The sequence below is a fragment of the Acidovorax radicis N35 genome (assembly GCF_000204195.1).
Taxonomy (GTDB): domain Bacteria; phylum Pseudomonadota; class Gammaproteobacteria; order Burkholderiales; family Burkholderiaceae_C; genus Acidovorax; species Acidovorax radicis.
On sequence record NZ_AFBG01000020.1, the window covers coordinates 301624 to 327562 of the forward strand.

The following is a 25939-nucleotide window of genomic DNA, read 5'->3' on the forward strand; positions in this document are numbered from 1 at the left end:
CAGCCGCCCCCCTCGGGGGGCGGCTTTTTTAATCTCGCGTCCGGGGCGTGGGATTTGAACGAAAATAGGCCCTAGGGCTTATCTATAAAGCGTAAGAAGCTATGACTTTGGTAGCAATCATCCTGGCCACGCTGGCTGCGGGCATTGGCAGCGTCTGGCTGGCCGCACTGCTGATGCGGCTGGGGCTGGGCGGGCGTGCCGACAGCGTGGGGCCCCAGCACCTGCTGAGCCTGGCGGCGGGCGCCCTGCTGGCCACGGCCTTCATGCACCTGCTGCCCGAGGCGTTCGAGAGCCAGGCGGGTGCGCACGACCTGTTTGCCACCTTGCTGGTGGGCGTGGTGTTTTTCTTCCTGCTCGACAAGGCGGAGCTGTGGCACCACGGGCATGAGCACAGCCACCCCGAACCCGCCAGGCAAGACCATGACCACGGCCATGCGCATTCCCACGAAGGCCATGGCCACGCGCACCACCACCATGCCCCCCGCGCAGGGGGCTGGGCCGTGCTCACCGGCGACAGCGTGCATTGTTTTGGCGACGGCATCCTGATCGCCTCGGCCTTCATGGCCGACATCCGCCTGGGCGTGATAGCTGCCGTGTCGGTGCTGGCGCACGAGGTGCCGCACCACATGGGCGACCTGGTGGTGCTGCGCCAGACCAGCCCCAACCGGCGCATGGCGCTGGTCAAGGTGTCGCTGGCGGGTGCGGTCACGGCGCTGGGCGGCGTGGTGGGCTACTTCCTGGTGGGGCAGCTGCAAGACCTGCTGCCTTACTTCCTGGCCGTGGCGTCCAGCAGCTTTGTCTATGTGGCGCTGGCCGACCTGATCCCCCAGCTGCAAAAGCGCCTGACGGCGCGTGAAACCATTGCACAGATCGCCTGGCTGGTTGCGGGCATGGTCATCGTGACGCTGGTGAGCGGGGCGGCGCACGGGCACTGAAGCGTGCTACCGGTTCGATAGCTGCCAGTGCTTGATGGATAAGCGCTGGAGGCCAAAAAAGACCTCAGATATCTAGCGCGCCAGTTCTTCCCGCACGGCCGCCACCTGCCGCCGCGACACCGCCAGCAGCTCGGTCGATCCCTGCAGCCGCACGGCCCAGCCTTCGCCTTCCTCGGGGTCGTAGTGTTTTTCCAGCGCGCGCACGGCGCGGCGGGCTACCAGCGCGTTGCGGTGGATGCGCAGGAAGCGGGGAGCGAACTTGGTCTCGATCTCGCTGAGCGAGCCGTCCATGATGTAGCTGCGCGTGGCGGTCCGCACGGTCACGTACTTTTGCTCGGCCTTGAAGTACAGCACCTCGGCCAGGGGCAGACGCTCGGTGCGGCCCCGGTCCTGGATCAGCAGGGTTTCGCCCTCGGGCACGCTGGGGGCCTGGGTGGGCGCGGGGGGGCGGGTGCTGCGCTGCACCTTGGCCAGTGCCTGCTGCAGGCGTTCGCGGCGCACGGGCTTGGTCAGGTAGTCGGTGGCGTCCAGTTCGAACGCGCTCACGGCATGGTCGGCGTGGGCCGTCACAAACACCACGGCCGGGGGCTGGGGCAGGGTCTGCAGCGTGTGGGCCAGGGCCAGGCCGTCCTGGCCGGGCATGTGGATGTCCAGCAGCACCAGGTCAAAACCCCGCCCGCCCGTGGGCCCGAGCAGGGCCATGGTTTCGCCGGCATTGGCGGCCTCGGCCACCGTCATGCGCTGGGCAGGCTGTGCCTGGGCGCAATCGGCCAGCAGGGTGCGCAGGCGGCTGCGGGCCAGGGCTTCGTCGTCAACGATCAGGATGTTCATGGTCTCTCAAGGGGCTGTTGTTGTTGTCGTCGGTGTTGTCCACCATGCGGCGCTGGAACGGCGCCACGCGGCTGCCGTTGCGGCTGCCGGCATTGCGGCGGGTGGACGGTGAGGTGCTGCGCCCACCGCGGGTGCGGGGCTGGGGTTCGGGGGCGGGCAGGGTGATGCGCACCTGGTACAGGCCGTCCTGCATGCCGGCGGTGAATTCGCCCTGCACGTCGTGCAGCAACGCCAGCCGCGCCCGCACGTTGGCCAGCGCAATGCCGTGGCCCCGGGGCGCCGTGTCTTCGCCATGTCCGTTGCCGTTCTTGCCCTCCTTGGGGGGCAGCGTGTTGGTGATGCGCACCACCACACGGTTGCCGCGCAGCTCGGTCAGCACACGCAGCTTGCCGCCGCGCGGGCTGGGTTCCACGCCATGTTTGACGGCGTTTTCCACCAGCGGCTGCAGCAGCAGCGGGGGCAGGCGGGCGCTGTCGGTGCGGGGGTCCAGATTCCACTGCACCTGCAGGCGTTTGCCAAAGCGCACCTCTTCGATGCCCAGGTAGCGGCGCGCGAGCGTGATTTCTTCTGCCAGTGTGGTCGACTCGCCCTGCTCGATGAGGGCCACGCGGAACAGATCGGAGAGGTCTTCCAGCAGCGATTCGGCCTTGGCCGGTTCTTCACGCACCAGGGCAATGGCACTGTTGAGGGTATTGAACAAAAAGTGGGGGCGGATGCGCGATTGCAGCTCGGTCAGGCGTGCCGTGGTGGCTGCGGGCGTGCGGCCCCGTGCGCGCAGCACCAGCGCGGCCACCAGCATGGCGGCCAGCAATGCGCCCGTGGCGGCGCTGGCAAGCCAGGGCGGCGATGCGGGTTGGGCCACCAGCGCCAGCATGCCGCAGGCATAGGCCCCCGCCAGCGCGCCCAGCAGCACACCCGCCACGTATTGCTGCACGGTGGTCAGGCGCTGCAGCACGGTCTTGAGGCTGCAGGCCGTGACCAGCCACAGCAGCGTGGCGGGCAGCGCGCCGCCCGTCAGCAGCGCCAGGGTGGCCAGCCATGCCACGGGGTTGCCTGCCCCGAACATCGCGCCCACGCCCACCACCAGCTCCACGAACAGCACCGCCCGCAGCACCACTCCGACCTGGCAGGCATCGAACACCAGCGCCCGACCGCGCGGCGGCTGGCCGCCCGGCCCTGCGCCAGCGGCGGCCCGCACGCTGCGCGCAGGCCCTTCTGGAAGGGCAGAATCCGGCAGCGGTGGCTGGGTCGATAAAATTTGCGTGTTTTGCATTGCGGCGCCCGGGTTGTCCGGGTGTCTGAACCTCCGGATTATTGCCCTCCTATGTCCAAAGCCCAAGCCACCAGCGCCACGCCGTCTGCGCCGTCCCACAACCAGCTCGACACCAAGGCACAGGCCTGGTCGGCGCTGTTTTCCGAGCCCATGAGCGACCTGGTCAAGCGCTATACCTCCAGCGTGTTCTTCGATAAGCGCCTGTGGCAGGCCGACATTGCGGGCAGCCTGGCGCACGCCGAGATGCTGGCGGCGCAGGGCATCATCGGCGCGGAAGACCACGCTTCCATCCAGCGCGGCATGGCGCAGATCACGCAAGAGATCGAGTCCGGCGCGTTCGAATGGAAGCTCGACCTGGAAGACGTGCACCTGAACATCGAGGCGCGCCTGACGCAGCTGGTGGGCGACGCCGGCAAGCGCCTGCACACCGGCCGCAGCCGCAACGACCAGGTGGCCACCGACGTGCGCCTGTGGCTGCGCGGCGAGATCGACCTGATCGGCGACCTGCTCAAGGAGCTGCAGGTGTCGCTGGTGGACGTGGCCGAGCAGAACGTCGAGGTGATCCTGCCCGGCTTCACCCACCTGCAGGTGGCCCAGCCCGTGAGCTTTGGCCACCACATGCTGGCCTATGTGGAAATGTTTGCGCGCGACGCCGACCGCATGGCCGACGTGCGCCGCCGCACCAATGTGCTGCCTCTCGGGTCAGCGGCCCTGGCCGGCACCACCTACCCGCTGGACCGCGAGCGCGTGGCCAGGACGCTGGGCATGGTGGATGCGAACGGGGCTCCCGTGGTCTGCCAGAACAGCCTGGACGCTGTGAGCGACCGCGACTTCGCCATTGAATTCACCGCCGCCGCCAGCCTGTGCATGGTGCACGTGAGTCGCCTGAGCGAGGAACTCATCATCTGGATGAGCCAGAACTTCGGCTTCATCAAGATCGCCGACCGCTTCACCACCGGCAGCTCGATCATGCCGCAGAAGAAGAACCCCGACGTGCCCGAACTCGCGCGTGGCAAGACTGGCCGCGTTGTCGGCCACCTGATGGGCCTGATCACCCTGATGAAGGGCCAGCCCCTGGCCTACAACAAGGACAACCAGGAAGACAAGGAGCCGTTGTTCGATACGGTGGATACGCTCAAGGACACGCTGCGCATCTTTGCCGAGATGGTCGGCGGCCAGCCCAACCCCGCCACGGGCAGGAAGGAGGGCGGCATCACCGTCAACGCGCCCGCGATGGAGCAGGCCGCGCTCAAGGGTTACGCCACGGCCACCGACCTGGCCGACTACCTGGTCAAGAAGGGCCTGCCTTTCCGCGATGCGCACGAAACCGTGGCCCATGCCGTGAAGGCGGCCACCACCCATGCGTGTGACCTGTCGGAGTTGCCGCTGGCCGTGCTGCAGGGCTTCCACCCGCAGATCGAGAAGGATGTGTACGAGTGCCTGAGCCTGCGCGGCTCGCTCAACGCGCGCAACACGCTGGGCGGCACGGCCCCCGTGCAGGTGCGTGCCCAGCTGGCACGCCATCGCACGCGGCTGGCCTGAAGGGCGGCGACATTCCCTGGTGGCGCGGCGGCCGCTGGCCTGAACCGTGCTTGGTGTATGAATGCGCCCCGCAACAGCCCGATTTGAATAAACCGGAGTTCTTCCATGACGACGACGACCCGCCGCAGCCTGCTGTCCCGACTTCTGCGCACCAGCGCCTTTCTGGGGGCAGCGCTCACGGTGGGGCTCGCGGCTGCGCAGACGCACAAGCCCATCCGTCTGCTGGTGGGCTTTCCGCCGGGCGGCGGCTCGGACGCCATTGCGCGCACCTTGTCCGAGAAGCTCAAGGACGAACTGGGCGTGCCGGTGGTGGTGGAAAACCGGCCCGGTGCGGGGGGACAGATCGCGGCCCAGGCGCTCAAGGCCTCGGTGCCCGATGGCACCACGCTGTTCATCACGCACGACCACACCATCTCCATCCTTCCCCAGGTGGTGAAGAACCCCGGCTACGACCCTGTGCGCGACTTCGTGCCCGTGGGCGGTTTTGCCACTTTCGTGAATGCGTTTGCCGTCTCGGGCGGCACGCCAGCCAAGTCGTTCGGCGACTACGTCAACTGGGTGCGGACGGCGGGCCAGGGCAAGGGGGCCGTGGGCATCCCGGCACCGGCCTCCACCCCCGAATTCCTGGTCAAGCTGATCGGGCAGAAGTACCAGATCGACCTGGTGTCCGCCCCCTACCGGGGCAGCGCGCCCATGATGGCCGACATGCTGGGCAACCAGATCGGTGCGGGTGTGGCGTCGGTGCAGGATTTCATCGAGAACCACAAGGCGGGCAAGGTGCGCGTGGTGGGCGTGCTGGGCACCAAGCGCCAGGCCGCCATGCCCGATGTGCCCACGTTTGACGAAATGGGCCTCAAGGGCTTTGAAGACCTGCCGTATTACGGCATCTACGCCCCCACCGGCACGCCGCAGAAGTTCATCACCGAGTTTTCGATTGCCCTGTCCAAGGTGGTGGCCATGCCCGAGGTGCGTGAGCACCTGACGGCCATGGGCCTCACGGTGGGCTACATGACACCGCAGCAACTGGCCACCCGCCAGACCGCCTACACCGACGCCTGGACGCGGATCATCAAGACCAGTGGTTTTGTGGCGCAGTAGTTAGTCCGGGGACCGGCCTGCGTGGTCATGCGGGCGAATGCCGCTGTGTCCTTCGGCCCCTGCAAACCTTCGATTTTCACGATTTCAAGTAAAAATGGCCGTCAGCGCTTATCAGTAAAGCGCAGGCAGCTATTTTATTTGTAGCAAATGCCGGGCGATGCACCATGGGCCTCCCGGCACCGCTGCGGTCAGAGCATGGTCTCGCGCTGCTGCTCGGCGCGCGACGCGCCAATCGCGGTTTCCACGTTCTTGACCTCTTCGGGCGGGGGCAGCACCGCAGGCAGGCCCAGCGCCTCGATGGCCAGCTCGCGGCACCAGCCCTTGGTGTGGTACAGGTGGTGGTCCTCGTCTTTCTCCACCGCCTGGTGGGCTGCTTTCAACGTCTGGCCCACGTCGCCCGTGGCGACCTCGGCGACCTTGCCCAGCAACTCCCAGTTGGCGTGGTCCTTGGTCTCGGCGTGCACCACGCATTCGCAGGCCACCAACTGGGCGGCGGCGGGGTTGCCCCCCTGTTTGGCCAGCAGCATGGCCTTGACCAGGGATTCGCCGATGTGTTTGACCACCGCCCGGCTGGGCGACTGCGCATCGGGGTCCAGCCCCAGGGTGTCGCACAGGCTGCGCACCACATCCTGGTGGGTCAAGGTTTCTTCCAGATAGCTTTCCCATTCCTTCTTGAGATCGGGGTTCACGGCACAGGTGAGCGCGGTGCGGTACACCTGCTCGCCGCCGAGTTCGGTTTCCATCATCTGGAGCACAAGATCATCAAGCTGGTGGCTGTCATAGTGGGCTTTGGGCATGGTTTCTCCTTGGGTGGTGGGGTTGGGAACGGGATGGATGCGTCATGCGAGGGTGCGGACCTTGGGTTCGCGCTCCCACTGGCGGGTCTGTGCGGCGGCGATGAAGCCCTGCGCGTCGGCGGGGTCCACCACGCCCGCGTCGGGCTCGATGCCACCGGCTTGCAGGATGGCCTGGGTGCCCTTGCAGGCGGCAATCGCCTTGAGGTGGCCGAACGCGTCGCGGAACCAGTCCACGGCGGCGGCCTCTTTGGCCAGCATTGCGCCCATGTCGGGCGACAGGATGGAGGCCACAGCGTCAAACACGACCGACGGCGTGCCTTGCAACTGTCCGTCGGCGGGCAACAGCGTGCCGTCTTTCAGCACGGCTCCGCCCACCTTGGGCGACACGATCTTGACGGTGGCGCCCACCTTCTCCAGCGCCTTGCGCAGGTTGGCCACCGTGTTGCCGTTGGAGCCATCGGCCACCAGGATGCCGATGCAGCGCCCCTGTAGCGTGGGCTTCATGCGGTCGATGATGCGCAGCGCGGGCGACGGGGGCAGGTCCTGCACCGGCTCGGCGGCGGGCGGGGCGGGGGGCAGCGCCTGCAGGCCCAGGCCGTCGGCCACACGCTGGGCCAGTTCGGGGTCTACATGCTGCAGGTGGCCAACCACCGCCTCGCGCACATGCGGCGTGCCCACCTTGGACAGCTCAAACACCAGCGCCGACGCCATGTGCGCCTGCTCCAGCGGGCTCTGGCTGCGAAAGAACATGCGCGCCTGGCTGTAGTGGTCGGCAAAACTCTCGGGGCGCACACGGCCCTTCACCCCGTCATCGGCCTGCGCGAAATGGCGGAACCCTTGTGCTTGTGAGGCACGCGGCGTGTCACCCTGCAGGCTGCTGGGCTCGTAGGCAACGCGGCCCTTGGGCACCTGCATCTGCATGTGGCCGTCGCGCTGCATGTTGTGGAACGGGCACTTGGGCGCATTGATCGGGATCTGCGTGAAGTTGGGCCCGCCCAGGCGCGATAGCTGCGTGTCCAGGTACGAGAACAGGCGGCCCTGCAGCAGCGGGTCGTTGCTGAAGTCGATGCCCGGTGGCACGTTGGCGGGGCAAAACGCCACCTGCTCGGTTTCGGCAAAGAAGTTGTCGGGCCAGCGGTTGAGCACCATGCGGCCGATGGGCTGCAGGGGCACCAGTTCTTCGGGAATGAGCTTGGTGGGGTCCAGGTGGTCGAAGGGGAAGCGCTCGGCGTCCTCCTCGGTGAACAGTTGCACCGACAGCTCCCATTCCGGGAAGTCGCCCCCCTCGATGGCGTCGAACAGGTCGCGCCGGTGGAAGTCGTTGTCCGCCGCCTGCAGCTTCACGGCTTCGTCCCACACCGTGGACTGGATGCCCAGCTTGGGGCGCCAGTGGAACTTCACGAAGGTGCTGTCGCCCGCGGCATTCAGGAGCCGGAAACTGTGCACGCCAAAGCCTTCCATCATGCGCAGGCTGCGCGGGATGGTGCGGTCGCTCATGGCCCACATGACCATGTGCATGGTTTCGGGCATCAGCGAGACGAAATCCCAGAAGGTGTCGTGTGCGCTGGCCGCCTGGGGGAACGCGCGGTCGGGCTCCATCTTCACGGCGTGCACCAGGTCGGGAAACTTCATCGCGTCCTGGATGAAGAACACCGGGATGTTGTTGCCCACCAGATCCCAGTTGCCTTCGGTCGTGTAGAGCTTCACGGCAAAGCCGCGCACATCGCGCGGCGTGTCCACCGATCCCGCGCCGCCTGCCACGGTCGAAAAGCGCGTGAACACAGGCGTTTGCACGCCCACTTCCGTCAGCACCTTGGCCGTGGTGTGGTCCTTGAGCGAATGCGTGAGTTCAAAAAAACCGTGGGCTGCCGAGCCGCGTGCATGCACGATGCGCTCCGGGATGCGCTCGTGGTCAAAGTGCGTGATCTTCTCGCGCAGGATGAAGTCTTCCAGCAGCGCGGGGCCGCGTGGCGACGGGCGCAGGGAGTTCTGGTTGTCCGCCACCGGAATGCCCTGCTGCGTGGTCAGCACCGGGTGCTTGCCACCAGCCTGTTGCTGCAGCTCGCCAGCGTTGCCGCGAAAGGTGTCGGACTGGGTGGAAGAAGGCAGTGCGGACGGCGATTTTTTTGCCGCGCCGCGCGAAGTGGGGGTTCGGGCCATGGGCGCTCCTGGGGGTTCTGGGTAATGAAACAAGACCAGCCAACATCGTTGGACCCCCGTGCCTTGCGGGGAGTAGGACACAGCCCCATCCGCGCGTCGTCGTCGTGAGGCAATGGCCCGCTGCCTGTGCTCTGAAGCCGCCCGGTGTTTGCTACGCTTGCACCCTCCCCACCAGGGCCCTCCACACCCGTTGCCTTGCGGCGCGACCCGCTCCTTTGCCCCTGCCAGACTGACCGATGTTCTACGCCATCCCCCTCGAAAACCGGCCCACCTGGCGCAACCCGCCCTGGATGACGGTGGTGCTGATCCTGGTGAACATGCTCGTGTTCTGGGGCCCGCAGCGTTCGGAGGAAAAGGCGCAGGACCGGGCTGCCGCCTTCTATGTGGCCAGCCCTTTGCCCGCTGTGGAAGTCCCGCGTTTTGTGGCCTGGCTGGAGGAAACCGGCGACAAGCACCTCAAAGACGCCCGCGCCCTGCAAAAGGCGGGCGACCACCGCATGCTGCTGCGCTGGATGGAGCAGGAAGACGGCTTTCAGCAGCGCCTGAAAAGCCCGCGTTTTGTGCCGCCCGAAGATCCGCAGTACGCCGACTGGAAGGCCGCACGCACCCAGTACGAAGCCCGGTTGCCTGCCCCCTTCACCCGCCAATGGGCGCAGAGCTTCGAAAAAGACGCGGAGCTGCGCCCCGTCACCTGGCTCACGGCCACGTTTTTGCATGGCAGCACCGGGCACCTCATCGGCAACATGGTGTTTTTGTTTCTGTTCGGCTTTTCGGTCGAGCTGGCACTGGGCAGGGGCTGGTACCTGGCGTTTTACCTGCTGGGTGGCGTGGGCGGCTCGCTGCTGGCGGGCTGGGCCTATGCCGACATGGGCAGCTATGGCCTGGGCGCCTCGGGCGCCGTGTCGGCCCTCATGGGCATGTATGCCGTGCTGTACCGGCTGCGGCGCGTGCGGTTCTTCTACCAGCTGTTTTTCTACTTCAACTATGTGACCGCGCCTGCGTTGCTGTTGCTGCCCGCGTGGATTGCCAACGAGTTGCTGCAGCACTGGCTCAGCGGAAAGGGTGTGGCCTACATGGCCCACCTGGGCGGGTTGCTGACCGGTGCGTCGCTGATGGCGCTGGCCATGCTGCTGTGCAAGAAACCGATGGAAGTGCCGGTGACGCAGGACGCCGCGCCCGACGACGGTTTTGACACCCATGTGGCCAACGCCCAGCGCCTCGCGAAGGGCATGAAGTTCGAGCAGGCCCTCGCCCAGTGGCGTGCCGCCGCCAAGCTGCGCCCGCAAGACCAGACGGTGCTCAGCGCCTGGTTCAAAACGGCATCGCTGTGGCCCGAGGGCGAAGACTTCCACCGCGCCGCGCGCCGCATCTTTCGCCTGCACGCCCATGACGAGCAGACGCTGCAGTTTCAGCATGCCTGCTACCGCACGTATTTTGAGAAAGCCAAGCCCGGCGCCCGGTTGCAGCCGGACGACATGGCCCGCCTCTCACGCCGCTTTGCCCGCGCGCAGCAGTGGGGCGATGCGGAAAAGCTGTTCAACGCCTTGCACAAAACCGCCCCCACGCACCCGGAGCTGGGCGAGACACTGGGCATGCTGGTGTCGGCCTTGTGCCATGCGGGGCGGCGGGCGGAGGCGGTGGCGTGGGGACCGTTGTTGCAGCAACTGGCGCCGGGGAGTGTGGCGTTGCGGGGGTTGGGGTGAGGCGGTGATTTTTGGTTGATTTGGGTTCTAGCGCTTATCTGGAAAGCGCTGGAAGCTATTGTTTTTATAGTGAATGATTGCCTTCCATCCGTTCGGGCTGAGCTTGTCGAAGCCAGGGCGTGTGCGCTGGTTTGGTGGCGTGTTTGTGTGGAGGACGGGAGCCGGGTCTCGGCCCGGCGGCCGAGGTACTTGTTCTTTGCTTCGCCAAAGAAAAGTACCCAAAAGAAAGGCGACCCCCAGTCTGAGACCCCTTCGCTTCGCTACGGGGCAAACCTGCGTCGGGGCGGTTGCGGGGTGCGCCGTGGAACTCGCTTTGCGCTGCGCGCGCCGCTCGGACAACCACGGCGAGCTAGAGCACGAAGCATGGGCGCTCCGACGCCCATGCCACCCCGCAACCGCCCCGCCGCAGGCGCAGCCAGCAGGGGGTGGACAGCCGAACATCCAACAGCCGAACGGCCACACGGGCCTTTGCTTCGCTCGGCCGCGCCTGCGCAGCGCGTGGCGCTTGCGCCCGCGAGGTGGGGCCGAGCGCAGCAATGGCCCGTGTGGATGTCCGATCCCGGTGGGTTCCCTTCAGGATGCACCGAGGAGCGGAGGTTTTGGCGGATCAGGGCTCGCGTCTGTTTGAGTGACGCGAAGCGGCGCGAGTTTAGCGAGACCCCGTCAAAACTGAGCACCGCAGGTTGCCCGTAGCGAAGCGAAGGGACGCAGCGTGTAGGGTCGCCTTCTCTTTGGTGACTTTCTCTTGGCGATCCAAGAGAAAGTTACTGCGCCGCCGGGCGCACACCCCGGCCTCCGCCCTCAAACCAGGCACGCCGCACAGATCAGCGAGCGAGCATGCCCAGGCTTCGACGAGCCCAACTCGAACGGTTGGGTTGCGTGTCCCGGCTTCGACGGGCTCAGCCCGAACGGTTCAGATCGTCCGGCAATCGCTATCAATACCATAGCTACCGGCGCTTATCCAGAAAGCGCTAGACCCCCAAAAATTCTTCACCCCCCCGCCGCCCCCTGCGGCACATGGTTGCGCAGCAGCCACCGCGTTTCCCGCGTGGCGTCCGTGTCCGGGTGGCGGGACTCCAGCGTGGCCAGCACGCGCAAGGCCATGTCGGCGCGGTTCATCCCTTGAAGCAGCACGCGGGCGACCAGTTCGTAGGCGGCGGGCACGCTGTCGTGGTTTTTGAAGCGGCGGTCAAAGCCCTGCAGCAAGGCCAGCGCGTCTTTGGCGTTGTTCGCATTCCAGGCGGCTTTCGCCAGGTGGAGGGTGGCGTTGGCATCCTGCAGCGCAAACTGGGCGTCCTTGGCACGGCAGGTTTGAAAGACCTTGAGCGCTTCGCCGCCCTGGCCCGAGCGCAGCAGCAGCGGGATGTAGCGCTGGGCATGGTCGAGCAGGGTGGCGGTTTTGCCTTCGGCCAGTATCAGCACGCCGTGGTAGCGGCGCTGTGCGGGCACTTCGTCGCTGCGGGTGCGCTGGTCTTCGTAGGCCACACCCAGGGCGCCCACCATGTCCCCGGCGGTGATCAGCTCGGCCACTTGCGCGTCGGTGGCGTCTTGCTCGATCTGGCGGGGGCTGCGGCGGTCCACGGGGGCACCGTCGTCGTCCAGGCCCGCGCCAGGCAACAGGTCAATGCCAAAAGCCGCGTGGTTCTGGTACATCGCGTAGCCCAGCAGGCTGGCCATGACCCAGCTGAAGTAGATGAGCAGCCAGTTGACGATGGGCAGCAGGATCCAGCCCTTGAAGAGGGGCACGAGCATGCCCAGCGCGATGAAGGTGCCCTGGCTCAACAAGAAGAGAAACAGGCACAGCAGCAGGTAGGGCCAGCCAATGGTGCGCACGGCGTTCCAGGCGTTGGCGGGGTTCAGGGTTTCGGTAAAGCTGCAGGTCTGCACCAGCACGATCTGGGTGGCGGGCAGCAAGAAGCACATGGCCAGCCAGGCCAGCGTGCCCAGCAGGGGGTTCAGGCGCTGCAGCCAGCCCACGGCGATGGCTTGCACGATGAGGATGGCGAACAGCTTCCAGGGCAGGTTCTTCCAGTCCGGGTCCAGCTCGGAGGGGTAGTCCTCGGCCTTGTAGATGCCGCGCGAGCCCAGGGCTGTGACCTTGAAGCCGTAGCGCGATGCGGCCAGCAGGATGCCGATCTCCACGATCAGGATGCCCAGGGCGTCGGGCACAAAGAAGATCAGCTTGAACAGCAGGCTGGAGAGTGCCAGCAGCACGCCGTACATCAGCGGCTTGGGTTGCAGCGGAAACGCAAAAAAGGTGTTGATCTGGTGCCAGAACGGACGGGGCGCCTTTGCGGTTTCGCGCTGCATGGGGTGCCTCGGGCTTATTTGGAGAAGAAGTCGGACTGCGACATCCCGCGCCCGCCCGCCATGCGCACCACGGTGCGCTGGTCGGAGCGCAGGAGCTTCATCTGCCCCATTTCGCGCACGATTTGTTCGTTGAAGGTGGAGCTGAACTGCATGACGGTTTCCCCCATCTTCAGCAGGCTGGTGCCTTTGACCTTGGCGCTTTTGCGGCCCGGTTCGATCTCGATGCTGTCAATGTGGAATTCGAACTCGACCGTCAGGATGCCGCCCATGCGGTCACCGATCTGCTCGAACATCTGCATGCTGGCCTTGAAGGCCTCGCACTGCTGGTCGTGGTTGAGTGTGCTGCGCTGCGTCTGGCCGTTCATCACCGTCTCGTCCTGGATGATGGCCTTGCTGCTGAGCTGTTTGCACATCAGCTCAGCGTCTCGCTTGTAGAGAGCGTGCGCGCTCTGGTCGTAGTAGGCGCGCACCATTTTTTCGTCCAATGTGCGCCCGCCGACAAAGTAATACCAGGCGCCCACACACAGAGCCGCCAGCAATGCGATTTTTTTCACGATTCCCTCTCTCCCGCTTTATTTTGCGGCGCAGTATACCGATGGGTTTGTGCGGGCTGGGCGTAGGCTGCTGCTGGCGCGGAGTCTGCGAACGAGTTGTTACCTTCCGTGTCATCGCAGGACGGGGCGGCCCACGGCATATCGGCTACCCTCGCGGTCGAGTCGGATAGAGGGATGTCAAAAATGAAATTCTTACAACGTGCCCTGGTGTTGTTTTCGGGGGCTTTGGTGTCGCTGGGCGCACACGCCTTGCAGATCACCAGCTTTTCACCGCAGGGCGAAGTGGCGCGCGTGCGGCAGGTGGTGGCCAAGTTCGATGCGGCGGCCGTCAACTTTGGCGACCCCAAGGCGCCCGCACCCATCAGCCTGAGCTGCAGCGACGCCGGTGCCACCAAGGGCACGGGCCGCTGGACGGGCGAGCGCGAGTGGGTGTTCGACTTCGAACGCGACCTGCCCCCGGGCGTGCGCTGCACCGCTTCGGTCAAGCCGGGGTTCAAGTCGGCTGCTGGCGCTGAACTGACGGGCGCTAAAGGCTATCAATTCAATAGCGGTGGTCCGTTCGTGCAGACTATCCGCCCCAACCCCTACGAGCAGATCGACGAAGAGCAGTTCTTCGTGCTGCAGTTCAACGGGCCCGCCACCATCGCCAGCATCCAGGCCAATGTGTGGTGCACGGTGGAAGGCGTGGGCGAGCGCGTCCCGGTGCGTTTGATCGAGGGCGCGCAGCGCGCCGAAATATTGAAGACGTTGGGCCTGGAAAAAAGCGCAGCGCAAGACCCCTTGCAATACGCCACGCTGGCCTGCAACCGGCGGTTCACCTCGGGCTCGCGCATGCAGATCGTGTTTGGCAAGGGCGTGGCCACACCCAGTGGCGTGCCCAACACGGTGGAAAAACGCTTTGACTTCAAGGTGCGCGAGCCGTTCTCGGCCGAGTTCAGTTGTGAGCGCGAGAACGCGCAGGCTGCCTGTTTGCCCATCCGCCCATTGCAGCTGTCCTTCAATGCGCCGGTGCCGCGCAGCCTGGCCACGGCCATCCGCCTCAAGTCGGCCAAGGAAACCCTGAAACCCCAGACGGATGGGGCCATCGAAGGCCAGAAGGGCGATGCGCTGGTCAACAGCGTGCAGTTTGCTGCGCCTTTGGCCGAAAACACGGCCTTCACGCTGGAGCTTCCCAAGGATTTCAAGGATGCCTCGGGCCGCCCGCTGCGCAATGCGGAGAACTTCCCGCTGAAGGTGGCCACCGGCGGCATGCCGCCCCTGGCCAAGTTTGCAGCGGCGCCGTTTGGCATCGTCGAGCGTTTTGCCGAAGGCCCGCGCTCTGAAAAACCCCCGGCATTGCTGCCCGTGACACTGCGCAACGTGGAGGCCGCCCTGCGCGTGCAGGGCCTGCAGCCGGGTGCGGCGGTGCCCACAGCGGCGCCTGGCAAGGTCAGCACGCTCAAGCCGCGCACCGATGCCGACATCATTGCCTGGTTCAAGAAAGTGCAGCGCTACGACAGCTACGTGGTGAACCGCAAGCAGGCACGCCAGGACGTGAATGGCCCGCTGCCCAAGGTGCTGGACGACGACAAGGAAACCGTGCAGTCGCGCATGGTGTCGCTGCTGTCCGGCAAGGGCGGTGTGAAGACGCTGGACCTTCCCAAGCCCGCGAGCAACGACCCACGCCCCTTCGAGGTGGTGGGGATTCCGCTGTCGCCCGGTTTCCACGTGGTGGAGATCGCCTCGCAAAAGCTGGGCACTTCGCTGCTGGACGAACGCCATGGCGACGCCCGCACGATGTATGTGCGCACCTCGGCCCTGGTGACCAACCTGGGCGTGCATTTCAAGCTCGGCCGCGAAAACGCGATGGCCTGGGTGACCACGCTGGACAAGGGCCAGCCCGTGCAGGGCGCTACGGTGCGCGTGTCCGACTGCAAGGGCAATGAGCTGGCCCATGCGCAGACCGATGCTCAGGGCGTGGCCCGCTTCGAAGGCCTTTCGTCAGAACCTCCCGGCTGCGGTGAGGGCGGCGATGGCGGCGAGTATGGAGAAGGTGGCAACGCCTATTTTGTGAGTGCGCGCCACAAGGATGACGGCGGTGTGGAGGACATGGCGTTCACCTGGAGCGACTGGCAGCGTGGCATCGAGCCCTGGCGCTTCAACGTGCCCACCAGCCGGGCTCCCGCGCCGGACGAACGCGCCCACACCATCTTCGACCGCACGCTGTTCCGCGCGGGCGAAACCGTGTCGATGAAGCACCTGCTGCGCGCCGAAACACGCCAGGGCTTTGCCCTGTCGGGATCGCGTCCCGACACGCTTGTCATCACCCATCTGGGCAGCGGCCAGCAGTTCACCCAGCCGCTGGCGTGGCGGGGCACGGCCACGGGCGGACTCAGCGCGCAAAGTACCTTTGCCATCCCGCCGGCCGCCAAGCTCGGGATGTACCAGGTCGAGCTGGCAGGCAACGGCACGGTGAACGGCAGCCTTGCGTCGGGTCAGTTCCGGGTGGAGGAGTTCCGCCTGCCCGTGCTGGAGGGGCGCATCACCCCGGTCGAGAAGAAGGCCCTGGTGCGCGTGCGCTCGGTGCCTACCGAGGTGCAGATCAACTACGTGGCCGGTGGCGGGGCGGCGAACCTGCCGGTGCGTGTGTCGGCCATGGTGCGCGGCAAGACGCTGCAATACAGCGACTACGAGACCTTCCGTTTCACCCCGCCGCGCAAGCGCGAGCAGGGCAGTGCGGACAGCGCCAGCAGTGACGACGAGGAAGCCGCGGCCAGCCAGGATGCGCGCGTGATTGCCGACAAGCTGCCGTTGACGCTGAACAAGGACGGCGCAGGCAAGGTCACCATCGACAACGTGCCCCAGGCCCGCCAGCCGCAGGAGCTGCTGCTGGAGGCCACCTATGCCGACCCCAATGGCGAGGTGCAGACGATCCGCAGCACGCAGGCGCTGTGGCCTGCTGGCGTGGTGGCGGGCATCAAGACCGAAGGCTGGGTGTCGGCCCGCCAGAAGATCCGCTTCCAGGCGCTGGCGCTGCAGCACAACGGCAAGCCTGCGCCCGACACCTCGCTGCAGGTGCAGGCCGTGGCGCGCATCACCACCACCACGCGCAAGCGCATGGTGGGGGGCTTCTACAGCTACGACAACCAGACCGAAACGAAAGACCTGGGCACGCTGTGCAGTGGCAAGAGCGATGCGCGTGGCTTGCTGCTGTGTGAATCCAAGCTCGACGAGCCTGGCGAGGTGGAACTGGTGGCGACGGCCACCGACAAGGACGGCAACACCAGCGTGGCCGCCTCGTCGGTGTGGGTCACACGCCAGGGCGAGCTGTGGTTTGGTGGCGAAGACCACGACCGCATCGACCTGCTGCCCGAGAAGAAGAGCTACCAGCCCGGCGAGACCGCCAAGTTCCAGGTGCGCATGCCGTTCCGTTTTGCCACGGCCTTGGTGGCGGTGGAGCGCGAAGGCATCATCGACACCCAGGTGGTGCAGCTCAACGGGCAGGACCCGACCGTGAGCCTGAAGGTGCAGCCCGGCTGGGGCCCCAACGTGTACGTGAGCGTGCTGGCCCTGCGCGGCCGCCTGCGCGAGGTGCCGTGGTACAGCTTCTTCACCTGGGGTTTCAAGGCGCCGGGCGAGTGGTGGACGTCGTTCTGGTACGAAGGCAAGGAATACCAGGCGCCCACCGCATTGGTGGATTTGTCCAAACCTGCGTTCCGTCTGGGCATGGCAGAGATCCGCGTGGGCACGCAGGCCCACCAGATCGACGTGAAGGTGACGGCCGACAAGGAGAGCTATGCCGTGCGCGGCAAGGCCCAGGTCACCATCACCGCCACGCTGCCCGGCGGCAAGCCCGCCGCGAATGCCGAGGTGGCATTGGCCGCCGTGGACCAGGCCCTGCTGGAGCTGATGCCCAACAACAGCTGGAACCTGCTCGAAGCCATGCTGCAGCGGCGCAGCTGGGGCGTGGAGACGTCCACTGCGCAAATGGAAATCATCGGCCGCCGCCATTACGGCAAAAAGGCCGTGCCTGCCGGTGGTGGTGGTGGACGGGCGCAGACGCGTGAGCTGCTCGACACCCTGCTGTTGTGGGAGCCCGCGCTCAAGCTCGATGCCAACGGCCAGGCCAAGGTGACCGTGCCGCTCAACGACGCGCTCACCACCTTCAAGATCGTGGCGGTGGCCGATGCGGCCACGGGCCTGTTCGGCACCGGCAGCACCAGCATCCGCGCCACGCAGGATTTGCAGATCATCAGCGGCCTGCCGCCCCTGGTGCGCGAGGACGACCAGTTCCGCGCCCAGATCACGCTGCGCAACACCACCAAGACGGCGATGAAGGTCGAGGTGGCCCCCCGTGCCACGCTGCTCGACCTGAAGCCACAAACCATTGACATCCCGCCCGAAGAAGCGCGTGAAGTCGCCTGGAGCGTGACAGCACCGGCACAACTGGCGCAAACGCGCGCCGAATCCATCCTGTGGGAGATCGAGGCCAAGGACACGGTGGGCGGCGCGCGCGATGCGCTCAAGGCGCGCCAGCGCATCATCCCGGCCGTGCCACTCACGGTGCAGCAGGCCACGCTGGTGCAGGTGGACGGCAGCTTCAACCTGGATGTGAACCCGCCGGCCGATGCACTGCCGGGCCGGGGTGGCCTGAAGATGTCGCTGCAGCCCAAGCTGGCCGAAGGCCTGCCCGGCGTGCGCGACTGGTGGGCACGCTACCCCTTTGCCTGCCTGGAGCAAAAGACCAGCAAGGCCGTGGGCCTGCGCGATGGCGCGCTGTGGCAAACCGTGGTGGCCCAGTTGCCCACCTACCTCGACAGCGACGGACTGGCCAACTACTTCCCGCCGCGCGACGGCGACAGCAACCGGGGCAGCGACACGCTCACGGCCTATGTGCTGGCCGCCACGCACGAGGCGTCCAGCATCAACCCCGCGTTTGCACTGCCCGACGCCGCCCGCGCGCCCATGGAGCGTGGCCTGATCGCGTTTGTGGAAGGCCGCATCCAGCGCGAGTTCTGGAGCCCGCGCAAGGACCTGGACATGCGCAAGGTGGCCGCGCTGGAGGCGCTGTCGCGCTACGGCAAGGCCCAGGGCCGCATGGTCAGCAGCATCACCATCGCGCCCAACCAGTGGCCCACGCACACGGTGATCGACTGGGTCAACGTCCTCAAGCGCGTGGCCGATGTGCCCGAGCGCGATAAGCGCCTGGCCGAGGCCCAGCAGATCCTGCGCAGCCGCCTGTCGTTCCAGGGCACCAAGCTCATCTTCAGCACCGAACAGGACGACTACTGGTGGTGGCTGATGCAAAACGGCGACGTGAACACGGCACGCCTGATGCTGGCCGTGATGGACGACCCCACCTGGAAGGACGACATGGGCCGCCTGGCCAACGGCTTCATCAGCCGCCAGCAAGCGGGCGCCTGGCACACCACCACGGCCAACCTGTGGGGCGGGCTGGCGCTGGAGAAATTCAGCGCCAAGTTCGAGGCCGTGCCGGTCTCGGGCACCACCAAGGCCACGATGTCTGGCAGCAGTGCCACCGTGGACTGGAGCAAGGTTGAGCGCGTGAAGGCCAGTGACGCCACGGGCGCCGCGCACCAGACGACCTGGTTCGGAGCCCCCGCATCGCCCGGCAACCTCAAGAACAACGACATGTTCCTGGCCTGGGGCAAAGCGGGTGGCAAGGAAAGCCTGGCGGTGGCCCACCAAGGGCCGGGCAAGCCGTGGCTCACCCTGCAGTCCGTGGCCGCCATCCAGCTCAAGGCGCCGTTTGCCGCAGGCTATGCCATCAAGAAGACCGTCACGCCGGTGGAGCAGGCCAACAAGTCGCTGCCCGCAGGCCAGTACACACGCGGCGACGTGCTGCGCGTGACGCTGGAGGTGAACGCCAGTGCCGACATGACCTGGGTGGCCATCACCGACCCGATCCCGGGCGGTGCCACCATCCTGGGCAGCGGCCTGGGGCGTGACTCCGCCATTGCCACGCAGGGCGAGAAGCCCCGCAGCGGCAGCGGCTGGCCCGCGTTCGAGGAGCGCAGCTTCGAGTCCTTCCGCAGCTATTACGAGTACCTGCCCAAGGGCACGGTGAAGATGGAGTACACCGTGCGCCTGAACAACGTGGGCGAATTTGCCTTGCCGCCCAGCCGCGTCGAAGCCATGTATGCGCCCGAGATGTTTGGCGAAGTGCCCAATGCGCGCGTGAAGGTGGAACCGGCCCGGTAGACCGCAGAGACCACCATGCCCCACCGTGCCTTGAGCCAACCCCCAGTCCACACGCCATGAGCCTCAGTGTGTTTGTGGAACTGCGGTTCTGGGTGCTGGTGGCGTTCTCGCTGGTGCTGCCTGCGGGCATCTACGGGCTGCTGCTGGCGACCCGGTCCATCTCGCGCATGGCGGTGCTGGGCTTTGGCGTGGCGCTGGTGCTGATTGCGGGGGTGGACGTGTACCTGCTGCAATCGCTCGCGTCCCTGGCCAAGACCACCCCGTCGCTGGCGGACGATGCGATGTTTATCTCCGAGCTGTCCATCGCGCTCTATGTGCTGCCCGTGGTGTTTGGTGGCATTGGCGTCAACCTGATTTCGCACGTGCTGCTGCGCCACCTGAGCGAGGCCGAAACCCGGTTTGACCGGGAGCACTCTGATGGCTGAACGGCGGTGGGCCGTGCGCCGCTGGTGCGCTGGCTGGGCTTTGTGGGTGGCGTGTGGGTCGGCCGCCTGGGCTATCCCCGCATTTGACGAGGTGCGTGCCGACTTCAAACCGTCCGACACCCTCGTCCTCTCGCGCGAGGGCGAGGTGCTGCAGCGCCTGCGCACCGATGCCACGGTGCGGCGCGGCCAGTGGGTGCCACTCGCCGACGTGTCGCCTGCGCTGCGCACGGCCCTGGTGCTCAGCGAGGACAAGCGGTTTTTTGAACACAGCGGGGTGGACTGGCGCGCTGCGTCGGCGGCAGCCTGGGGCAACCTGTGGAACCAGCGCACGCGCGGGGCCAGCACCATCACCATGCAGCTGGCGGGTTTGCTCGACGGCGACTGGCGCCAGGGCCCCGGCGGGCGCACCGTGGCGCAGAAGCTGGGCCAGACCGTGGCCGCGCAGGTGCTGGACCGGCGCTGGCGCAAGGACCAGATCCTGGAGGCCTACCTCAACCTCGTGCCGTTTCGCAGCGAGTTGGTGGGCATTGATGCGCTCTCCCGCACGCTGTTTGGCAAGGCCGCCCATGGACTGGATGACCGCGAGGCGGCCGTGGCGGCGGCGCTGGTGCGCGCGCCCAATGCGCGGCCTGCGCTGGTGGCGCAGCGGGCCTGTGGTGTGCTGCGCGACATGCAGCAGCGCCCCGGCAGCACCCAGCCGGCGGCTGCGCGCGTGGACTGCGATGCGCTGGACTTGTTCACCACCGCCGCGCTGCAGCGCCGTGCGTTTGATGCGAGCGAGGGCGTGGCCCCGCACTTTGCACGTTATCTGCTGCGCCAGCGGTCCAAGGACGCGGCGGTGCCTGAACGCCTGCCCAGCACGCTGCGTGCGCCGCTGCAGCGTTTTGCCGTGCAGAGCCTGCAGCAGCAGCTGCGCGAACTGCGCGGACGCAATGTGGAAGACGGCGCCGTGCTGGTGCTCGACAACGCCACGGGCGCGGTGCTGGCCTGGGTGGGGTCTTCGGGGCAGCTCAGCCAGGCCCGCGAGGTGGATGGTGTGCTGGCCCTGCGCCAGCCGGGCTCCACGCTGAAGCCGTTTTTATACGCACAGGCCATCGAGCAGCGGCGGCTCACGGCGGCTTCCCTGGTGGATGACTCGCCCGCGCACATTGCCACCCCCGGGGGGTTGTACATCCCGCAGAACTACGACCGGCAGTTCAAGGGATGGGTGTCCGTGCGTACGGCGCTGGCCGCGTCGCTCAACGTGCCCGCGGTGCGCACCCTGGTCATGGTCTCGCCCGACGCGTTCCACCGGCAGCTGCGCGCGGTGGGCCTGCCGCTGCGTGAAAGCGGCGACTATTTTGGCTACAGCCTTGCGCTGGGCAGCCCGGAGGTGCCGCTGCTGCACCTGACCAACGCCTTTCGCACGCTCGCCAACGGCGGGCGGGCCAGTCCTGTTGCAGGCACGCTGGCCAACGGCGGGCGCGTCAGCGCCGTGGCGCTGGCCGATGCCAAGCCGCACTTCACGCCCGCCATCGACCCGCGTGCCGCGTTCATCGTGGGCGACATCCTCTCGGACGGCAATGCGCGTGCGCGCACCTTTGGCACCGACAGCGTGTTGGCCACGCGTTTCTGGACGGCCGTGAAAACCGGCACCAGCAAGGACATGCGCGACAACTGGGCCGTGGGCTGGTCCGAGCGCTACACCGTGGGCGTGTGGGTGGGCAACGCCAGCGGCGCTGCCATGCACGATGTCAGCGGCACCAGCGGCGCGGCGCCTATCTGGGCGGCGGTGATGGGGTTTTTGCATGCGCGCGAACCCAGTCGCGCCCCCAAGGCCCCCCTGGGCCTGGCCCGTGCCGCGGTGCGGTTTGGGCCTGCCGCGCCGCAGCCCGGAAGCCCGGGCGACCACCCGCCGCTGGAGGCTGCACGGGAAGAATGGTTTGTGCAGGGTACCCAGCAAGCGCTATTTGCTATTGATTCGGTAGCTAATAACCAATACGTATCAAGCGCTGGTGTCAAAAAAGATCCAAAAAATTCCGCACAAAGTGGCGTGACTTCCGTCGCTGGCCTGGCTGCACGCATCACCGCGCCAGCCCCCGGCACCATCATTGCACTCGACCCCGACATTCCCCCCACACGCCAGCGCCTGCAGTTAACAGCCACGGGCGAAGGGTTGTGGTGGCGCATGGACGGCAAGCCGCTCGGGCGCGGCGCGCGGGTGGCCTGGCTGCCCTGGCCGGGGCGCCACGTGGTGCAGATCACCGATGCCGGGGGACAGGTGCTGGACGAGATCCGCATCGAGGTGCGCGGTGCGGGTGCCGTGGCCCCCGCACCCAGGGGCACTGCGCATTGACGCCGTGAAGTCCGAGGAATACGGTGTGGCTTGCCGCCGGGGCATGCTGCAGCGGGGCGCCTAGAATCGTTACAAGATATTTCTATGCCTTTTCTGCGCCAGTTCTTCTCCCACCGCCTGATCTGGCTTTCGCTGCTGCTCTCGCTGGGGATCGGTGCCATCTTTGCGCGCACGATCTGGAGCATCCGCAACGACGAATGGAGCTACGCCAGCCAGAACAATGCCAACCTGGTGCGCACTCTGGAGCAAGGGCTGAGCTGGACCCTGGATACGTTTGACCAGTCGCTGGAGGGGGTGACCCGGGAGGTCAGCCGCCCGGAAGTCTGGGCGCTGCCTGCGGATCTGCGCTCCCGCCTGGTGTTTGACAACTCGCTGCGCGCGCGCGCCGGGGGGGTGTGGGTGCTGGATGCAGACGGCCATGTCGTGCTGGATTCGAACTCCAATGCCCCCAGCAAGCTCAACTTTGCGGACCGCGACTACTTCACCGCGTTCAAGTCCGGTGGGCACAAAGGGTTGTTCATCGGGCGTCCCGTTCCCTCGCGCGTCACGGGGCTCAACATTCTTCCCCTGTCGCGCGCCTATTTTCATGCGGACGGCAGTTTTGCGGGCGTTGTGGTGGGGGCGGTTCGCCTGAGCGTTTTCAACGAACTGTTTGGGGCGCTGGAGCTGGGGCTCAACAGTGGCGTGAACCTGTTGCGCAGCGACGGCGTGATGATCACCAGGTTCCCCTATGGCGACGCCGATGTGGGCCGCAGCCTGGCGGGCACGCCCAACATGCTGCGGTTTCAGCAAGAGGGCTCGGGCTCGTTTGTGGGCACCTCGATCGTCGATGGTGTGGAGCGCCTGTATACGTTTCGCCCGGTGGGGCGCTATCCGCTCATCATCAATGTGGCGCAATCCGCAGACTCCGTGCTGGCCAAGTGGACCCGCAGCGCCTGGGTGCTGGGCGGCTTCGCGCTGCTGCTGATGGTCAGTTGTGTGGGGCTGGCCACGCTGTTTGTGCGCGAACTCACGCTGCGCCAGCAGGTTTCGGCGCGCCTGCGCGAGGCCGAGCACAACACCCGCACCATTCTCGACAACATGCCCTCGATGATTGGCTACTGGGATGGCGACCTGCGCAACCGGTTTGCCAACCAGGCGTACTTTGAATGGTTTGGCGTGTTGCCGGAGCGCATGCCCGGCATGCTCCTTGCGGATCTGCTTGGCCCGGAGCTTTTCGCGCAGGACCAACCCTACCTTGACAGGGCACTGCAGGGCCAAGCGCAGTTGTTTGAGCGCACAGGGGTCGATGCACATGGGGTGGTGCGCCACACCATGGTCTCCTATGTGCCCGATGCCGAAGGTGGCAAGGTGCGGGGCATCTTTGTGCAGGTGACGGATATCTCCGAACGCAAGCGCATGGAGAACGAGCTGTTTGATGAAAAGGAGCGGGTGCGCCTCACGCTGCAGTCGATCGGCGACGCTGTGGTTTGCGCCGACGCCCGTGGCATCGTCACCTACCTCAACCCCGTGGCGGAACGCCTGACCGGCTGGCAGGCCTTTGATGCAGCGGGCCGCCGTATTGATGAGGTGGTGGTGCTGCGCAACCCCGACAACGACAGCGTGCTCGCCAGCTCGCTGCTGGCGGCGATCCAGAGCGGAACCGTCGCTGGGTCGGTGCGCGGCGTGCTGGTGCACCGCACCAGCGGCCAGCGGTTCCAGGTGGACAAGACCTCCAGCCCCATCACCGACCGCCTGGGCGCCGTGACCGGCGCCGTGGCCGTGCTGCGCGATGTGACCGAATCGGTGGTCATGGCCGAGCGCATGGCGCACCTGGCCCAGTACGACGCGCTGACCGACCTGCCCAACCGCGTGCTGCTGCAGGACCGCGCCCAGCTGGCCATTTCGCAGGCCCGCCGCTATGGCAAGTGCCTGGCCGTGATGTACCTGGACCTGGATGGTTTCAAGGACGTGAACGACACCCTGGGCCACGATGTGGGTGACCTGCTGCTGGTGCAGTTTGCGCAGCGCCTGAAAACCGCCGTGCGCGCGTCGGACACCGTGTGCCGCCAGGGCGGCGACGAATTTGTGGTGCTGCTGCCAGGCCTGGACGGTGCCGAGGCCGCCTGCAACGTGGCGCGCAAGATGCTCGCGTCGTGCGATGTGCCTTTCGAGCTGGGAGGGCGCCTGTTGCAGGTCGGGCTCAGCGGGGGCATCGCGCTTTTTCCGCAGCATGGCGACACGTTCGATGCGCTTTCGCGCCATGCCGACAGCGCGATGTACGCCGCCAAGCGCGGCGGGCGCATGCGCTTCATGCTCCACCGGGGGCCGGACGCCGATCCCGAGGTGGTGTTGGCCCCAGAGGCTGCAGGCCAGGGCCAGTAAGCACAGTTGCCTGTGTGGTGCTGATGTGCTATTTAATTGATAGCTAATTGCGCATGTCTGATAAGCGCCAGGGCACATTTTTGTCTGAGAATCTGCCTGCAGCGCCATCCTGGTGTCGCGCCGTCTTGGAAATTTGTTGCAGCCCTGCGCAAATAATTTTGATGGCCCACCCGCAGGCAAGTGCCTACCATTCGGCGCAGTCCTGTCTGCCCCCCTGTGCAACCCCTTTCTGGAGTGTCCGCGTGCCCGATCTGTCCAAAATCACCTGCATCGAAGACCTGCGTGCCGTCGCCCAGCGCCGTGTGCCGCGCATGTTTTATGACTACGCCGATTCGGGCTCGTACACCGAGGGCACCTACCGCGCCAACGAAAGCGACTTCCAGCGCATCAAGCTGCGCCAGCGCGTGGCCGTGAACATGGAAGGCCGCAGCACCCGCACCACCATGGTCGGGCAGGACGTGGCCATGCCCGTGGCCATCGCGCCCACCGGCCTCACGGGCATGCAGCATGCCGACGGAGAAATTCTGGGTGCCAAGGCCGCCAAGGCGTTTGGCATCCCCTTCACACTCTCGACCATGAGCATCTGCTCCATCGAGGACATTGCCGAGCACACGGGCCGCCATCCGTTCTGGTTCCAGGTGTATGTGATGCGCGACCGCGACTTCATCAATCGCCTGATCGACCGCGCCAAGGCCGCCAACTGCTCGGCCCTGCAGCTCACGCTGGATCTGCAGATCCTGGGCCAGCGCCACAAGGACATCAAGAACGGCCTGTCCGCGCCGCCCCGGCCCACACTGGCCAACCTCATCAACCTGGCCACCAAGCCCCGCTGGTGCCTGGGCATGCTGGGCACCCCGCGCCGCTCGTTCGGCAACATCGTGGGCCATGCCAAGGGCGTGGGCGACCTGTCCTCGCTCTCGTCGTGGACGGCCGAGCAGTTCGACCCGCAGCTCAACTGGGGCGATGTCGAATGGATCAAGAAGCGGTGGGGCGGCAAGCTGATTCTCAAGGGCATCATGGACGCCGAAGACGCTCGCCTGGCGGTGGACAGCGGCGCCGATGCGCTCATCGTCAGCAACCACGGTGGCCGCCAGCTCGATGGCGCGCCGTCCTCCATCGCCGCGCTGCCCGGCATTGCTGCGGCGGCAGGCAAGGACATCGAAGTGTGGATGGACGGCGGCATCCGCAGTGGGCAGGACGTGCTCAAGGCCCGCGCGCTGGGCGCCCAGGGCACGCTGATCGGCCGCAGCTTTCTGTATGGCCTGGGCGCCTACGGAGAGGCGGGCGTGACGCGCGCGCTGCAGATCATCCAGAAAGAGCTGGACATCACCATGGCGTTCTGTGGCCACACCAACATCAACACCGTGGACCAGTCCATCCTGCTGCCTGGCACCTATCCCACGGCATGACC

The 25939-nt window shown here is 66.4% G+C and carries 15 protein-coding genes; 9 read left to right on the plus strand and 6 right to left on the minus strand.

Features of this window, described 5'->3' with window-relative positions:
• Nucleotides 1-101: 101 nt before the first annotated feature.
• On the plus strand, nucleotides 102-935 hold the full coding sequence (locus tag ARADN35_RS0115195; protein ID WP_010463599.1) for a ZIP family metal transporter: 834 nt from the start codon (nucleotides 102-104) through the stop codon (nucleotides 933-935).
• A gap of 72 nt (nucleotides 936-1007) precedes the next feature.
• Here ARADN35_RS0115195 and ARADN35_RS0115200 read toward each other — a convergent pair whose 3' ends face one another.
• Together ARADN35_RS0115200 and ARADN35_RS0115205 are read right to left on the minus strand one after the other, a co-directional pair.
• Complete coding sequence (locus tag ARADN35_RS0115200; protein WP_010463601.1) at nucleotides 1008-1766, minus strand: LytR/AlgR family response regulator transcription factor; 759 nt, start codon at nucleotides 1764-1766, stop codon at nucleotides 1008-1010.
• Entirely contained in the window at nucleotides 1747-3039 is a 1293-nt protein-coding gene (locus tag ARADN35_RS0115205) for a sensor histidine kinase (RefSeq protein WP_010463603.1), read from the minus strand. The genes ARADN35_RS0115200 and ARADN35_RS0115205 overlap by 20 nt, the downstream gene beginning before the upstream one ends.
• Nucleotides 3040-3090: 51 nt before the next feature.
• On the opposite strand from ARADN35_RS0115205, the gene argH reads away from it, so the two are divergent.
• Complete coding sequence (gene argH, locus ARADN35_RS0115210; protein ID WP_010463605.1) at nucleotides 3091-4581, plus strand: argininosuccinate lyase; 1491 nt, start codon at nucleotides 3091-3093, stop codon at nucleotides 4579-4581.
• A 105-nt stretch (nucleotides 4582-4686) separates the two neighbouring features.
• Complete coding sequence (locus ARADN35_RS0115215) at nucleotides 4687-5679, plus strand: Bug family tripartite tricarboxylate transporter substrate binding protein (RefSeq protein WP_010463607.1); 993 nt, start codon at nucleotides 4687-4689, stop codon at nucleotides 5677-5679.
• A 188-nt stretch (nucleotides 5680-5867) separates the two neighbouring features.
• On the opposite strand, the gene ARADN35_RS0115220 is transcribed toward ARADN35_RS0115215, so the two are convergent.
• Both ARADN35_RS0115220 and ARADN35_RS0115225 read right to left on the minus strand, forming a co-directional pair.
• Nucleotides 5868-6476: a hypothetical protein gene (locus ARADN35_RS0115220; protein WP_010463609.1), complete on the minus strand. Its 609-nt coding sequence runs from the start codon at nucleotides 6474-6476 to the stop codon at nucleotides 5868-5870.
• Nucleotides 6477-6518: 42 nt separating this feature from the next.
• Nucleotides 6519-8636 carry a catalase gene (locus tag ARADN35_RS0115225; RefSeq protein WP_010463611.1) on the minus strand — a complete coding sequence of 706 codons (2118 nt, stop codon included), beginning with the start codon at nucleotides 8634-8636 and terminating at the stop codon, nucleotides 6519-6521.
• Nucleotides 8637-8872: 236 nt separating this feature from the next.
• On the opposite strand from ARADN35_RS0115225, the gene ARADN35_RS0115230 reads away from it, so the two are divergent.
• Nucleotides 8873-10339: a rhomboid family intramembrane serine protease gene (locus ARADN35_RS0115230; protein WP_010463613.1), complete on the plus strand. Its 1467-nt coding sequence runs from the start codon at nucleotides 8873-8875 to the stop codon at nucleotides 10337-10339.
• Between the two features lie 990 nt (nucleotides 10340-11329).
• Here the strand turns inward: ARADN35_RS0115230 and ARADN35_RS0115235 are convergent.
• Together ARADN35_RS0115235 and ARADN35_RS0115240 are read right to left on the minus strand one after the other, a co-directional pair.
• Complete coding sequence (locus ARADN35_RS0115235) at nucleotides 11330-12649, minus strand: tetratricopeptide repeat protein (RefSeq protein ID WP_010463615.1); 1320 nt, start codon at nucleotides 12647-12649, stop codon at nucleotides 11330-11332.
• Between the two features lie 14 nt (nucleotides 12650-12663).
• Nucleotides 12664-13203 carry a hypothetical protein gene (locus tag ARADN35_RS0115240; RefSeq protein WP_029414056.1) on the minus strand — a complete coding sequence of 180 codons (540 nt, stop codon included), beginning with the start codon at nucleotides 13201-13203 and terminating at the stop codon, nucleotides 12664-12666.
• Between the two features lie 183 nt (nucleotides 13204-13386).
• On the opposite strand from ARADN35_RS0115240, the gene ARADN35_RS0115245 reads away from it, so the two are divergent.
• The 5 genes from ARADN35_RS0115245 (at nucleotide 13387) to ARADN35_RS0115265 (ending at nucleotide 25937) form a co-directional block, all read left to right on the plus strand.
• Nucleotides 13387-19404 carry an alpha-2-macroglobulin family protein gene (locus ARADN35_RS0115245; protein WP_010463619.1) on the plus strand — a complete coding sequence of 2006 codons (6018 nt, stop codon included), beginning with the start codon at nucleotides 13387-13389 and terminating at the stop codon, nucleotides 19402-19404.
• A 56-nt stretch (nucleotides 19405-19460) separates the two neighbouring features.
• Nucleotides 19461-19829, plus strand: a complete 369-nt coding sequence (locus ARADN35_RS0115250; protein WP_010463620.1) for a hypothetical protein — start codon at nucleotides 19461-19463, stop codon at nucleotides 19827-19829.
• Nucleotides 19822-22164 (plus strand): penicillin-binding protein 1C, encoded by a 2343-nt coding sequence (pbpC, locus tag ARADN35_RS0115255; RefSeq protein ID WP_010463623.1) that lies wholly within the window; start codon nucleotides 19822-19824, stop codon nucleotides 22162-22164. The genes ARADN35_RS0115250 and pbpC overlap by 8 nt, the downstream gene beginning before the upstream one ends.
• An 84-nt stretch (nucleotides 22165-22248) precedes the next feature.
• The gene (locus ARADN35_RS0115260; protein ID WP_010463626.1) at nucleotides 22249-24528 is read left to right on the plus strand and encodes a bifunctional diguanylate cyclase/phosphodiesterase; all 2280 of its coding nucleotides are present in this window, start codon (nucleotides 22249-22251) and stop codon (nucleotides 24526-24528) included.
• A gap of 242 nt (nucleotides 24529-24770) precedes the next feature.
• The gene (locus tag ARADN35_RS0115265; RefSeq protein ID WP_010463628.1) at nucleotides 24771-25937 is read left to right on the plus strand and encodes an alpha-hydroxy acid oxidase; all 1167 of its coding nucleotides are present in this window, start codon (nucleotides 24771-24773) and stop codon (nucleotides 25935-25937) included.
• The last annotated feature ends 2 nt before the right edge of the window (nucleotides 25938-25939 follow it).

Excerpts from the sequence above, each read along its gene's own strand:
- ARADN35_RS0115195 (WP_010463599.1), top strand. The coding sequence starts at position 102 with ATGACTTTGGTAGCAATCATCCTGGCCACGCTGGCTGCGGGCATTGGC.
- ARADN35_RS0115260 (WP_010463626.1), top strand. The coding sequence starts at position 22,249 with ATGCCTTTTCTGCGCCAGTTCTTCTCCCACCGCCTGATCTGGCTTTCG.
- pbpC (WP_010463623.1), top strand. The coding sequence starts at position 19,822 with ATGGCTGAACGGCGGTGGGCCGTGCGCCGCTGGTGCGCTGGCTGGGCT.
- ARADN35_RS0115245 (WP_010463619.1), top strand. The coding sequence starts at position 13,387 with ATGAAATTCTTACAACGTGCCCTGGTGTTGTTTTCGGGGGCTTTGGTG.
- ARADN35_RS0115250 (WP_010463620.1), top strand. The coding sequence starts at position 19,461 with ATGAGCCTCAGTGTGTTTGTGGAACTGCGGTTCTGGGTGCTGGTGGCG.
- ARADN35_RS0115220 (WP_010463609.1), bottom strand. The coding sequence starts at position 6,476 with ATGCCCAAAGCCCACTATGACAGCCACCAGCTTGATGATCTTGTGCTC.
- ARADN35_RS0115215 (WP_010463607.1), top strand. The coding sequence starts at position 4,687 with ATGACGACGACGACCCGCCGCAGCCTGCTGTCCCGACTTCTGCGCACC.
- ARADN35_RS0115235 (WP_010463615.1), bottom strand. The coding sequence starts at position 12,649 with ATGCAGCGCGAAACCGCAAAGGCGCCCCGTCCGTTCTGGCACCAGATC.
- ARADN35_RS0115200 (WP_010463601.1), bottom strand. The coding sequence starts at position 1,766 with ATGAACATCCTGATCGTTGACGACGAAGCCCTGGCCCGCAGCCGCCTG.
- ARADN35_RS0115225 (WP_010463611.1), bottom strand. The coding sequence starts at position 8,636 with ATGGCCCGAACCCCCACTTCGCGCGGCGCGGCAAAAAAATCGCCGTCC.
- ARADN35_RS0115205 (WP_010463603.1), bottom strand. The coding sequence starts at position 3,039 with ATGCAAAACACGCAAATTTTATCGACCCAGCCACCGCTGCCGGATTCT.
- ARADN35_RS0115230 (WP_010463613.1), top strand. The coding sequence starts at position 8,873 with ATGTTCTACGCCATCCCCCTCGAAAACCGGCCCACCTGGCGCAACCCG.
- argH (WP_010463605.1), top strand. The coding sequence starts at position 3,091 with ATGTCCAAAGCCCAAGCCACCAGCGCCACGCCGTCTGCGCCGTCCCAC.